The organism is Streptomyces avermitilis MA-4680 = NBRC 14893, assembly GCF_000009765.2.
Lineage (GTDB): Bacteria > Actinomycetota > Actinomycetes > Streptomycetales > Streptomycetaceae > Streptomyces > Streptomyces avermitilis.
This window is the reverse complement of record NC_003155.5, coordinates 4293043-4305741: the sequence shown is the minus strand read 5'-3', so window position 1 is coordinate 4305741 and position 12699 is coordinate 4293043. Positions and strand designations below refer to the sequence as shown.

Sequence of the window (12699 nt, the reverse complement as noted above, 5' to 3'; positions counted from 1 at the left end):
CGACGCTTACGCGCTCGATTGCCGCTGTGAAGTTCTCCTCCGGCGTCCGTCACCCGTCGTCGAGTCACCGTCGTCGAGTCACCGTCGGCGCGACCCCTCGGCCCGCTGCTTGTCACCCCGACGCTCATCCCCCCGACGGCCGGTCCGACGGCCACGCCCCCTCCGGCTCGGGAGAAGCATGGTCGTGGCCTGCGCGCCGTTGGCGTATCGCGTGCGTCAGGAACGCCGCCGCACCCGCCAGGCAGAGGCCGCCCGTGACCATCGGGATGATCGCGAACCACGGCGTCTCCCATGAGCCGCCCGCATCGCCGGCGAAGGCGACGCCCGCGACGGTGAGGAACAAGCCCGCTATCAGCTTTCCTGGCTGGAATTCATGACGCAGCACGAGTTACCTCCACCTGTCCCACGCCGACTTCGAGGTCGAGGTTCAGCGTGCCGCCGTTCTTCGTGCCGGACGGGGTGAGCGTCACTTGCTGCTGCTTGCCCGGCTCCACGTCCACGTCCTGCTTTCCGTCGCCCGGCAACTGGATGTCGCCGATGCCCGCCCGGATGTCCACTTCTGCCGTCACGTCGGCGGGCAGCACGACCCTGAGCCGGCCGGCCCCGACCTGCGCCCCCGTCGTCACCGTCTGGTCCTTGGCGAGACGCAGACGGGTCAGATCCAAGGTGCCCTCGCCCGTGCCGAGCTCGTACCTCGGCTGCACGGCCGACGCCGACGCCGGTGTCCAGTTCGTCCGCACCCAGTGCGTGCTGATGTCCTTCGGTAGGGCCGCGGACGCCGCGAGCAGACCCGCCGTGATCACCGCCAGGAAGAGTGAGCCCGCGCCCGTGCGCCCCAGGAACGCGCTGATCGCGATGCCTGTGCCGAACACGGCCAGCGCGCACGCCAGGCCGGTCTGGAGACTGGTGCCGAGAGCGTGGTCGTCCCATGTCAGCCCGGTGCCGAGGGCTCCCGCCAGCAGGGCGAACAGGAACACCCAGCCGCCGATCCAGCGCGGACCACGCGGCTTCGGCTCGCGCGCCGTGCGTATGTCCTGGCGGAACGAGGTGCCGCGGGCGATGTTGACCGCCGCCGAGACGTCCCGGTCCCGGGCGTCCATGGGCCCCCACAGATAGCCCGTGCCACCCACATGCGTGCCGTCCTTGACGATCGGGTCGCGCCACCAGGAGGGGTAGGAGGCGGGCACGGGTGGTGCCTTGGCCTCCGGCGGGGCATCGGCCACGGCCTGGGCGGCCAGCGGGTCGGGATCGGGGGCGCCGCGCCGCTGCGACCAGTACCCCGCGCCCGCGAGGAGCAGGGAGAGGACCGCCGCGAAGGTGAGCACCCCGCCGTTGTTGAGCATGGAGAGGAAGACGCCGCAGCCGACCAGGGCGAAGAGGACGGCGGCCAGCGCGGGGCCGTCGACGCGGCCGGTCAGCAGCTTGCGCACCTCGTTCTCCTCCTCGTCGTCGTACGGGACGAAGAGCCAGACGAAGCCGTAGAAGATAAGGCCGAGGCCGCCGGTCGCGGAGAGCACCGCGAGCACGATCCGGAAGATCACCGGATCCATGTCGCACTGCCGCCCCAGCCCCGCGCACACACCCCCCAGCATTCTGTGCCGCCGGTCGCGGCGGAACCTGGGCGGGGCCGTCGGGGCCGTCGCCTCGGACGCGGCAGCGTCACCTGACGGGCCGGCGGACGGCGCGGCGTCCCGTGGCTCGGCCGCCGGTGGTCGGGCGCCGTGGTCCGCGCCGGGCTCCGGACCACGGCCGGTGCCGGGGCCCGGACCGGGGCCCGGCTCCGGTGCCGCGTGCTGCTGATCTGTCATGTGTATATCGTCGCCGCCGCGGCCGCCCGGCGGCAGTCGGGATGACCCTGGCGGAACCCTGATATCTGCCCTGACGGGGGCGGCGGGAAGTGTTCGATCAGCGGTCTTTCGAAGATCAGGGGAGTCTCGGGGGTAGACCCTGATGCCCGGGTGGGCCGGTCGTGTGAACATCGATGGCATGCCGGACGCCGCAGCAGTGCCACTCGCCGACCCGCGGCTCCCGCGCAAGCTCTACCGCAGCAGTGACGGACGCTGGCTCGGGGGCGTGGCGCGGGGGCTCGCCGGGCATCTCGGTCTGCCCGTGATCTGGGTGCGGCTCGTGTTCGTCGGCCTGTTCATGGCGGACGGGCTGGGCGCGCTGCTGTACGCCGCGTTCTGGTTCTTCGTGCCGCTCGGCGTGGGCGGCGTCGACGCCCAGCGCCCGCCTGCCCTCACCACCGAGACCGCCGCGGACGGCCGTCGCAGACTCGTCGCCCGCAAGCCCGACAAGGGACAGATCGCCGCTCTGCTCCTCATGGTCGTCGTGGCGATGGTCTTCGTCGGCAAGGTGAATCTCGGCGGCGGAGCCAAGGCGTATCTCTGGCCCACCGTGCTCGTCGGCGCGGGAGTCGCCCTGGTCTGGCGCCAGGCGGACAACGCACGGCGGGCCCGCTGGGTGGAGGTCGGCCGCCGCCGGCGCACACTCACGCTGCTGCGGTCCGCGGCCGGTGTCCTGCTGGTCACCGCCGGTGTCTCCGGCATCTTCGTCCTACAGGGCTCCGCTGCCCACCTCGGCTCGGTGCTCCAGGCGGCGCTCGCGGTCCTGGTCGGCATAGCGCTCCTGGCCGGCCCCTACCTCGTACGCATGACACAGGACCTCTCCGAGGAGCGCCTGATGCGTATCCGCGCCCAGGAGCGCGCGGAGGTCGCCGCCCACGTCCACGACTCGGTGCTGCACACCCTGACCCTGATCCAGCGCAACGCGGAGAGTGCGAACGAGGTGCGGCGCCTCGCCCGTGCCCAGGAGCGCGACCTGCGCGCCTGGCTCTACAAGCCCGAGGGAACCGGCAAGGACGAGGCCGACGAGCCGGACACCCTCGCCGAGGCGGTCCGGCGCAACGCGGCGGAGGTGGAGGACAAGCACGGTGTCCCCATCGAGGTCGTCATAGTCGGCGACTGCCCGCTCGACGAGGGCCTGACCGCACAGATGCAGGCCGCGCGGGAAGCAATGGTGAACGCCGCCAAGTACGGTGGCGACGGCGGAGCCGTACAGGTCTACGCCGAAGTCGAGGGCAGGACGGTCTTCGTGTCCGTTCGCGACCGGGGCCCCGGCTTCGACCTCGACGCGATACCCGGCGACCGCATGGGCGTCAGAGAATCGATCATCGGCCGCATGGAGCGCAACGGCGGAACGGCACGGCTGCGTGCGGTGCCCGACGGCGGTACGGAGGTCGAGTTGGAGATGGAGAGGGCGGAGAAGACGTCATGAGTGACGCGAAGGAGCCGAGCGGGTCGGCCGAGCCGAACGGCGGCGTGACCGGAGCGGACGCCCCCGGGCGGCATGTGCGGGTCGTACTCGTGGACGACCACCGCATGTTCCGGACGGGGGTGCAGGCCGAGATCGGGCAGACCGAGCGCACCGGCGTCGAGGTGGTCGGCGAGGCCGCGGACGTCGACCAGGCGATCACGGTCATCACGGCCACGCGCCCCGAGGTGGTCCTCCTCGACGTCCATCTGCCGGGCGGCGGCGGGGTCGAAGTCCTGCGCCGCTGCGCGCCGTTGATGGCCGACGCGGAGCAGCCGGTCCGTTTCCTCGCCCTGTCCGTCTCGGACGCGGCGGAGGATGTGATCGGCGTCATCCGCGGCGGGGCCCGCGGTTATGTCACCAAGACCATCACGGGCACGGACCTGGTCAACTCCGTCTTCCGCGTTCAGGAGGGCGACGCGGTCTTCTCCCCGCGCCTGGCCGGCTTCGTCCTCGACGCCTTCGCCTCGACCGACGCCCCACCGGTCGACGAGGACCTGGACCGCCTCACCCAGCGCGAGCGCGAGGTCCTGCGCCTGATCGCCCGCGGCTACGCGTACAAGGAGATCGCCAAGCAGCTGTTCATCTCCGTCAAGACGGTCGAGTCCCATGTCTCGGCGGTGCTGAGGAAGCTCCAGCTGTCGAACCGTCACGAGCTGACCAGATGGGCCACGGCCCGCCGACTGGTCTGACCCGGCTGGTCTGCCCCGACTAGTAGGACGCGACCGGCAGGACATGGCTGGTCTGACCCGACCGGTCTGACGATGGGGTGGGTGCGCGGCGGCCGGTCACCCGGTTTCCGCCTGCGTGGCGGCAACGCCGGGGCAGATGACGGGACATGCGGGCGGGGGAGTGGCGGGGCAGGGACAGAGCCGGCGCATCCGCTGTCCTGGCACCGCAGGCGGCCGGGCCGCCGGGGCTGCCGCCCGGCTGCGTCGCGTCACCGGACACGGCCGGGGCCCCCGCTGAGGGAGTGACGGCGATCGGCGAGGCGCTGCGGGAGGTCGGCTGAGAGACGTACCTCCCGGACCTCAAGGTCACCGACCGTTCGACGCTTCCCCCGACGCCGGTCCGGCCCCGGGTGCTGCCCCCGGCCCCGGTGCCGCCCCCAACCCGGGAGCCGGCTCCGCCCCTGACCGCACCCCCGGCCGCGGCCGCAACGCCCGTACCGCCCACCGGTAATGACGTACGGCCTTGCCCACGCCGATGAGGCCGGTCAGCCACAGGATCAGGCCGATACCCATCCCCAGGGCGACATCGCCGTAGGTGCCCCCACCGGGCTTGGCGTCGGCCGTCGCCGCGAACGACGACCACAGGCCGATCGCGCAGACGCAGAGTGAGGAGAGCAGCCAGAAGAGGCTGAGGCCGGGGGCGCGGAGACGGGCGTCCGTCGGCGGGTGGCTGTCCAGCCGGAGCCAGTCGTCCAGAAGTTGGTGTATCCGGCCGTCGCGGCGGACGGCGAGGCTGACCGTGACGAGCGAGGGGGTGAGCGCCGCGAGGCCCAGAATGGCGAAGAGCGGGCCGAGGACGAGGCTGGTGGGGTCCTCCTGCTCGATCTGCTGCAACGGCAGGACGAGCAGCGCCCAGCCGATGATCGCCGTGACCGCCAGCAGCCAGAGCAGCAGCACCCGGTGCACCCCAAGACTCCGTCTGCGCAGCTCCTCCAGCGCCCGCCACCGGTCGGCCAGCAGCGCCGAACGGTCCGGCCAGGTCCGCAGATGCGCGGGCGGCGGCGGAGGAGGCAGCGTGGAGCGGGGCATCGGGGCCTTCCCGGGCGGGCACCGCGGGGGGCGAGGCCGCGGCGGCAACGGACGGAGCACGGTTCGCGAACGGGGCGAGCGTCGGGCGGTGCTGTAGGGCGGTGCTGTTCGCGCCGACGGTATCGCGCTGCCGTGTCCCCGACGCCCACGCGCCGACGTACCTGTCCGGAAGCCTCCCCCATTCCGCGGACAGGGAGAGGCTCTCGCCGCGCCCCCGACCGCCTCGGTGCGGGAGGCGTCCTCACACCACCCGAGTGGCCCCCGCGAACGGCATCTCGTCGATCGGCGCCAGCCGTACCGGTGCGGTCGGATTCGGCGCGTGGATCATCTGTCCGTGCCCCACATAGATCCCGACGTGACTGATCCCGGAGTAGAAGAACACCAGGTCACCGGGGAGGAGTTCGGAGCGGGAGACGCGGCGGCCCGTGTCGATCTGGGCGTAGGTCGTGCGCGGCAGCGAGATACCGGCCGAGCGGTACGCCGCCTGCGCCAGGCCCGAGCAGTCGAACGCGTCGGGGCCGGTCGCGCCCCAGACATAGGGGCTGCCGAGCTTCGCGTACGCGTAGGAGACCGCGGCCGCCGACCGTGAGTTGGGCGCCTCGGCGGTCGCGGCCGACAAGGAGGCCGGCCCCAGGTCCCGCGCCGCCGAGCGCGAGGCATGCCCGGCGCCCCCCGCCGTGTCCAGCTGCGCCCGCTGCGCGTCCGTCAGCCGGGACAGCAGCCGCCGAGCCTCGGTCAGCTTCGTCGTGACCGTCTTCCGCTGCCGCTTCAGCTCCGTCTGCCGGGACTTCAGCGAGGCCAGCTCGACCTGCGCCGCCCCGCGCAGCTGTTCGATCTCCCGCAGCTGCTTCCGTACGCGCTCCACGGCCGTGGCCTGCCGGCTCCCGGCCCGCTCGGCGACCGCGGCCCCGTCCAGGTACTGCTTCGGGTCGGAGGAGAGCATCAGCTGCACCGCGGGGTCGAGGCCGCCCGAGCGGTACTGCGCGGCCGCCACCGAACCCAGTGCGTCCCGGGCCGAGTTGAGCCGTTCCGTCCGCCGTGCCGCCTCGTCGCGCAGCGCATTGAGCCGCCGCTCCGCCTTGTCGGCCTTCTCCTTCGTCCCGTTGTACTTCTCGGTGGCGGCCTCCGCCTGCTCGTACAGCTTGTCCGCCTCGGCCTTGACCTGTGCCGGAGACAGCTGCGGCTCGGCGTGCCCGGTCCCGTCGAACGCGGTCGCGGTCGCCGCACCCGCGAGGGCGACCGTGACGGCGGTACGGGCCGTATGACCGCCGAGGGAGCGCTGTCTGGGCTTGCGGTGTGCTGCCACGAGGGCCCACATCCTTCCGTACGACCGCCGGGACGCGAGCGGTCAGCGGTTACGCGTCCGGCGGCGGCCCGCACAGGGGGAGCAGGCCGCCGCCGGACCTTTCGGCGGTGGTGTCCGGCTGCCGCCCCTGGCCCGGGCGGCGGTGGGGAGCCGGTCACCTGGTGGAGGACGCTAAACCTGACGGCGAGGGCCCCGTAACGCAATGTACGGAACTGGCGTGAGGAGACTGCCAGGTGACCGTATGTGACCGTGATCCCGGACCAGGGACGCCGACTTCACGCAGGGTGATGACCGATGTGGCGGTTCCGCGGGCGCGCAGGTGCGGCGGGGTGCTAAGGGATGCATATATGCGAGGACCGGGGTCCCTGGGTGGTGGGCCGGTGTCAGGGGGCACGAGCCCCTCTGATTAGGCTCCGGCCTCATGGACGTACTCATCCATCTCTTCGTCGGCCTGCACATCATCGGCATCGCCGCGCTCCTCGGCGGTTTCCTCACCCAGATGAAGGCGATGGGCCGGGGCACGGCCCGCTTCGTTCCCGGGATGCTGCACGGCGCGCTGACCATGCTGGTCACGGGCGTCGCCCTGGTGGGCCTCAACCAGGCGGACGACCACTCGGTCAACACCATCAAGATCGGCGTGAAACTGGCGCTGCTGATCGTCATCCTCGGCCTGGTCTACGTGAAGCGCGACGAGGAGCAGGTCGACAAGGGGCTGTTCGGCCTGGTCGGCCTGCTGACCACGGCGAACATCTTCATCGCGGTGCTCTGGACCTGATGTCCACGACGGCGGCCGCGCAGACGGCCGGCCACACCGCCACCGCGATCCACAGCAGGACCTGCCCAGGCCCCCACAGCCAAGGGACGCCGAGCACGATGGCGACGGACAGCACCGCCACCGCCGTCATCGCCATCGGGAAGACCGTCGCCCAGCGCCGGACGTCGTACGCCGGCCGCGGCCACCGCAGCTCGGCCGCCCACAGCACGCAGTACCAGCCGAGGGCGAGCACGAGCAGCGCGGCCGTCACGGTCCGCAGCACGCCGTTGTCGTCGTCGTTCCAGAGGTAGGGGCCGCCGCTGCGGCGGGCCGCGACGAGCTGTGCGCCGGCCAGCGCGGAGAGGGCGAGCGCACCGCCCGCGATCCAGTGGTCTCCGGCGCCTTCGGCGACCTGCCGCAGGTCGAAGCGCCACAGGGCGACGGCGTACAGGACGAGCCCCAGCCAGAAGAACACCAGCGCCGTGTGCGCGAGCCACGCCACCCCCAGGTCGGCCGCCAACGTCGCGCCGAGCAGGGCGAGCCCCTGCGTGGCCACACACGCCAGGAGCACCACCCCGGGCATGTGCCGTTCCCAGCGCCGTACGACAAGGAAGAGCAGCCCCGGCCACAGTGCGGCGGCCAGGGCCAGCAGCGCCTCGGCCAGGCCCTGCCACCCCAGCGCGGACAACCGGGTCCCGAGGACGGCGGTCGCGGCCACGGCGGTGAGCGCGGCCGGTGTCCCCGCCTCGGCCGCCCACCGTTCCCGCTCGCGAAGCAGCCGTACGGTGAAGTCCGCGGCGAGCGCGAGCCAGGCCGCTCCGGCCGCCACCAGCGCGATGCGGGACAGGACCTCGTGTCCGGTCAGATGCAGTCCGACCGACACGACGCCGGTCGCCATCACGGCGGCTCCGTCGGCGGGCGGGAGCGGCGCCCACCAGGTGCGGGGCTGAGGGGTGCCTGGCATGGGCCCGATGCTAGGGACGTACGCGCGCATGGCGGTACGGGGCACGCGCGCGTGGCGCACGAAAACCGGTCACGTGCGCGTGGCGCACGAAAACCGGTCACGCGCGTGCGCCGCGGGGGAATGCGTGGGCTAGGCCGGCCGCACCACGCTGTGGATCGCCGACTCGCCGTCGTAGAAGATCGACTCCTCGCGGACGTACGCGCCCGGCTTCGGGGCGTGGATCATCATGCCGTTGCCGATGTAGAGGCCGACGTGGCTGATGTCGTCGTAGAAGAAGACCAGGTCGCCCGGCTGGATGTTCGAGAGGGAGACCGTCGTGCCCGCGTTCACCTGGTCATAGGTGGTGCGTGGAAGCGTGACGCCGGCGGCCTTCCACACCGCCTGGGTGAACCCCGAGCAGTCGTACGAGCCGGGACCGGTGGCGCCCCAGACATACGGCTTGCCGATCTGCGCGCGGGCGAAGGCGAGGGCCTTGCCAGCCTTGGTCGAGTACGACGATCCGGCAGACCCCGTGGACCCCGTGGACCCCGTGGACCCCGTGGAGCCCGTGGCGCCGGTGGCGCCGGACGTGCTGCCGGTTCCGGACGCCGGGTCCTGCTGGGCGGTCTGTTGCGCGGCCGCGGCCTGCTGCCGCGCCAGTTCCTCCGCCTTGCGGTCGGCCGCGGCCCGCTTCTCCTTCTCGATCGCCGCGAGCCGCGCCTTCTCCTCGGCGGTCAGCTTCGACAGCAGCTCGCGCGCCGTGGCGAGCTTGTGCTGGACGGTCGCCTTGGCCGTCTTGAGCGCACTCTGCGACTCGGTGAGGGTCTCCAGGCTCTGGGACGCCTCCTGTCGCTTCGTCGTCGTCGCGGCCTGCTCGGTGACGTAGGCGTCGACGGCGTCCTTCTGGTGGTCGGTCAGCCGACTCATCAACTGGGTCTGGTCGAAATAGTCCTGAGGACTGTCGGCCAGCAGGAAGGTCGTGGTGTCGGGTGCGGAGGCCCCGGTCCGGTACTGCGCCGCCGCGAACGAGCCGAGCCGCTCCCGCGCGTCGTTGAGCTTCTGGGTGCGCTGCGCGACCTCGTCGAGGAGGGTGCCGACGCGCGTGCGCTGCTTGGTGGTCTTCTCCTTGGCCGCGTTGTACTTCTCCGTGGCCGACTCGGCCTGGCGGTAGAGGTCGTCGACCTTCTTCTCGACTTCTTCGAGACTCGGCTTGTCGTCGGCCGGGGGCGCGGCGTTGGCCGTCTGGGAGAGCAGGGCCACGGAGGTCAGAGCCGCCGTCGCCAGGCCCGGGGTCCGTATGCCTGCCATGCGCGTGCCGGCGGGACGCGGCTTTCGGTGCGGCGCCATGAAGGCGTCTCCTTCCGTGTTCCGCCTACCGAGTTAGCTGTCGGGTTCGGGCGCGTGCTTCGGAAGGTTTGCCCTACGGTCGTTGCCCTTCAAGGCGGTTGAAGCCCTTCAAGGCGGCTGAGCCGATTCACCCCGAGGTCGGTTGGGTCCCCGGCTCCAGCTGCCACGGGCGGCACGCCGGACTCGGCGGAGGCCGCGCGGCCCGGCGATGTTCGCCGGTGGGGGTCGTGCGGCCTGCCGGGCACGGTAGCCAACTCGTGTGGCCTGTGTGAAGTTTGATGCGCGATATGCCCGATACATTTTCGTGACCTTAGCCACGGGGGTCGCTGCCCGCGGGCAATCGGGATGGGTCTGGGGTGAGTTGTCCGGACGTTGTCGTGGTGGTAGGTGGCGGGAGTGGGGTGGAGTGGGGTGGAGCGGGGCGGGGCCTGGGGGAGTGCGGCGCTGCTGGGGCGTGCGCTGGGTGGCTTCTCGCCCGGCCGATCTCTTCCGGTCAGTCGCCGGCCGTAACGCGGCAAATGCGGACAGTGGTGGGGTGTTGGGTGATCGCAATCGGAAGATCGTCGACTTCAGCGGCCCTCCGCGGTCCCTCGAGGCACCGAATTGCGGCCCATCGGGGCACCGAGTTTCTGGGGCGGCGACCGGTTGTCGGTGGGGCAGCCTAGACTCGGAGAGCGATGAGCAGCCTCTTTGATGACAGCTTCCTGGCGGACCTCAAGCCCTCGCGGGCCCACGAGGAGGAGCCCCCGCCGCCGCCCGAGGACGATCACGTACCGGAGTCGGTTCCGGACGATCTGTTCGGCGGGAAGTTCGACGTGCCGCCGGACCGGGACACGTACTACCGCGACGGAGCCCCCCGCCCCGCCGTGGACCCGGCCACGCTCCTGCACGGGCTGAACGAGAACCAGCGCGCGGCCGTGGTGCACGCCGGTTCCCCCCTGCTCATCGTGGCCGGTGCCGGCTCCGGCAAGACGCGCGTGCTCACGCACCGGATCGCGCACCTGCTGGGTGAGCGCCATGTGCACCCCGGCCAGATCCTCGCGATCACCTTCACCAACAAGGCCGCGGGCGAGATGAAGGAGCGCGTCGAGCAGCTGGTCGGCCCGCGCGCCAACGCGATGTGGGTGATGACGTTCCACAGCGCGTGCGTGCGCATCCTGAGGCGTGAATCGAAGAGGCTCGGGTTCACCTCCTCCTTCTCGATCTACGACGCCGCCGACAGCAAGCGTCTGATGGCCCTGGTCTGCCGCGACCTGGACCTCGACCCCAAGCGCTTCCCGCCGAAGTCCTTCAGCGCCAAGATCTCGAACCTGAAGAACGAGCTGATCGACGAGGAGGACTTCGCCGCCCAGGCCGCAGACGGCTTCGAGAAGACCCTCGCCCAGGCGTACGCCATGTACCAGTCGCGGCTGCGTGAGGCCAACGCGCTCGACTTCGACGACCTGATCATGACGACGGTCAACCTGCTGCGGGCCTTCCCGGACGTCGCCGAGCACTACCGCCGCCGTTTCCGCCACGTCCTCGTCGACGAGTACCAGGACACGAACCACGCGCAGTACGCCCTGGTCAGGGAGCTGGTCGGGGTTCCGGGACCGGGTGGCGGCGCCCGCCCGGAGGACGAGCCGCCCCGCGAGGACGACCTCGAGCCCGCCGAGCTGTGCGTCGTGGGTGACGCCGACCAGTCGATCTACGCCTTCCGCGGCGCGACCATCCGCAACATCCTCCAGTTCGAGGAGGACTACCCGGACGCGACGACGATCCTCCTGGAGCAGAACTACCGCTCCACCCAGACGATCCTCAGCGCGGCCAACGCGGTCATCGAGCGCAACGAGTCCCGTCGCCCCAAGAACCTGTGGACCAACGCGGGCGCCGGCGCGCAGATCACCGGCTATGTCGCCGACACCGAGCACGACGAGGCGCAGTTCGTCGCCGACGAGATAGACCGGCTGACGGACGCGGGCGAGGCAAAGGCAGGAGACGTCGCCGTCTTCTACCGGACGAACGCGCAGTCCCGTGTCTTCGAAGAGATCTTCATCCGCGTCGGCCTGCCCTACAAGGTCGTCGGCGGTGTCCGCTTCTACGAGCGCAAGGAGGTCCGGGACGTCCTGGCCTACTTGCGGGTCCTGTCCAACCCGGAGGACTCGGTCCCGCTGCGCCGCATCCTGAACGTGCCCAAGCGCGGCATCGGCGACCGCGCGGAAGCGATGATCGACGCCCTCTCCCAGCGCGAGAAGATCAGCTTCGCGCAGGCGCTGCGCCGCGTCGACGAGGCGTACGGGATGGCGGCCCGCTCCACGAACGCCGTCAAGCGGTTCAACACGCTGATGGAGGACCTGCGGACGATCGCCGAGTCGGGCGCGGGCCCGGCGACGGTCCTGGAGGCCGTGCTCGAACGCACCGGCTACCTGGCGGAGTTGCAGGCGTCGACGGACCCGCAGGACGAGACCCGCATCGAGAACCTTCAGGAACTCGCCGCTGTGGCGCTGGAGTTCGAGCAGGAGTCCGGGGCAGGGGAGGAGGCCGCGACAGGCGATGCGGCGGGCGACGCGGCAGGCGACGCGGCAGGCGACGCGCCGGGTGGTGCGCCGGGCGCGGCGTCAGGTGATCTCTCGGCGTTCCTCGAGCGGGTCGCGCTCGTCGCCGACTCCGACCAGATCCCGGACGAGGAGGACGGCAACGGAGTCATCACCCTGATGACCCTGCACACCGCCAAGGGCCTCGAATTCCCGGTCGTCTTCCTCACCGGCATGGAGGACGGCGTCTTCCCGCACATGCGGTCGCTCGGCCAGACCAAGGAACTGGAGGAGGAGCGGCGCCTCGCGTACGTCGGCATCACCCGCGCGCGGGAGCGGCTGTACCTCACCCGTTCGTCCCTGCGCAGCGCGTGGGGCCAGCCCTCGTACAACCCGCCGTCCCGCTTCCTGGAGGAGATCCCGGACGCGCATCTGGAGTGGAAGCGGAAGGGGGCGTCCGCTGCTCCGCTGTCTTCGGGGCCGGCCTCGGGCGTGGCGGCCTCGCTGTCGTCGTCGCGCTCGCGCTCCGCGGTCTCGGGGGCGTCCGGCTTCGCCACGCGCCGGGGCGGTGCGTCCGAGAAGCCGGTGGCCTCACTGGCGGTCGGGGACCGGGTCACGCACGACCAGTTCGGCCTCGGCACGGTGGTCGGCGTGAAGGGCACGGGCGGGAACGCGGAGGCGACGATCGACTTCGGCGACACGAAGCCGAAGCGGCTGCTGCTCCGGTATGCGCCGGTGGAGAAGCTTTAGGTGGTCGGCCGGGG

General features: G+C 71.6%; 10 protein-coding genes and 1 riboswitch. Of the genes, 4 read left to right on the top strand and 6 right to left on the bottom strand.

The annotated features are described in order from the left end of the window. Positions 1-124: 124 nt before the first annotated feature. On the bottom strand, positions 125-385 hold the full coding sequence (locus tag SAVERM_RS17950; RefSeq protein WP_010984904.1) for a hypothetical protein: 261 nt from the start codon (positions 383-385) through the stop codon (positions 125-127). Then, positions 372-1808: a PspC domain-containing protein gene (locus SAVERM_RS17945; RefSeq protein WP_010984903.1), complete on the bottom strand. Its 1437-nt coding sequence runs from the start codon at positions 1806-1808 to the stop codon at positions 372-374. Before SAVERM_RS17945 ends, SAVERM_RS17950 begins: the two co-directional genes overlap by 14 nt. Before the next feature lie 142 nt (positions 1809-1950). Between SAVERM_RS17945 and SAVERM_RS17940 the strand changes: the two genes are divergently transcribed. Continuing rightward, on the top strand, positions 1951-3276 hold the full coding sequence (locus tag SAVERM_RS17940; protein WP_037644904.1) for an ATP-binding protein: 1326 nt from the start codon (positions 1951-1953) through the stop codon (positions 3274-3276). Then, a complete protein-coding gene (locus SAVERM_RS17935; protein ID WP_010984901.1) occupies positions 3273-4004 on the top strand; it encodes a LuxR C-terminal-related transcriptional regulator in 732 nt (243 codons plus the stop codon). Before SAVERM_RS17940 ends, SAVERM_RS17935 begins: the two co-directional genes overlap by 4 nt. A 345-nt stretch (positions 4005-4349) precedes the next feature. Here the strand turns inward: SAVERM_RS17935 and SAVERM_RS17930 are convergent, their stop codons facing one another. Beyond that, positions 4350-5072: a hypothetical protein gene (locus SAVERM_RS17930; protein WP_063774052.1), complete on the bottom strand. Its 723-nt coding sequence runs from the start codon at positions 5070-5072 to the stop codon at positions 4350-4352. Positions 5073-5313: 241 nt separating this feature from the next. Next, the gene (locus tag SAVERM_RS17925; protein WP_037645204.1) at positions 5314-6378 is read right to left on the bottom strand and encodes a C40 family peptidase; all 1065 of its coding nucleotides are present in this window, start codon (positions 6376-6378) and stop codon (positions 5314-5316) included. 421 nt (positions 6379-6799) lie between these two features. Between SAVERM_RS17925 and SAVERM_RS17920 the strand changes: the two genes are divergently transcribed. Beyond that, entirely contained in the window at positions 6800-7153 is a 354-nt protein-coding gene (locus tag SAVERM_RS17920; RefSeq protein ID WP_010984897.1) for a hypothetical protein, read from the top strand. Here the strand turns inward: SAVERM_RS17920 and SAVERM_RS17915 are convergent. Together SAVERM_RS17915 and SAVERM_RS17910 are read right to left on the bottom strand one after the other, a co-directional pair. Then, positions 7131-8096 carry an SLAC1 family transporter gene (locus SAVERM_RS17915; protein WP_078234415.1) on the bottom strand — a complete coding sequence of 322 codons (966 nt, stop codon included), beginning with the start codon at positions 8094-8096 and terminating at the stop codon, positions 7131-7133. The two genes, SAVERM_RS17920 and SAVERM_RS17915, sit on opposite strands and share 23 nt — an antisense overlap. 129 nt (positions 8097-8225) lie before the next feature. Beyond that, positions 8226-9422, bottom strand: coding sequence for a C40 family peptidase (locus SAVERM_RS17910; protein WP_010984895.1), 1197 nt, complete (start codon positions 9420-9422; stop codon positions 8226-8228). Between the two features lie 7 nt (positions 9423-9429). Further along, positions 9430-9621: riboswitch (cyclic di-AMP (ydaO/yuaA leader) on the bottom strand. Positions 9622-10099: 478 nt separating this feature from the next. Here SAVERM_RS17910 and SAVERM_RS17905 point away from each other — a divergent pair. Beyond that, complete coding sequence (locus SAVERM_RS17905) at positions 10100-12685, top strand: ATP-dependent DNA helicase (protein ID WP_010984894.1); 2586 nt, start codon at positions 10100-10102, stop codon at positions 12683-12685. Positions 12686-12699: the final 14 nt, after the last annotated feature.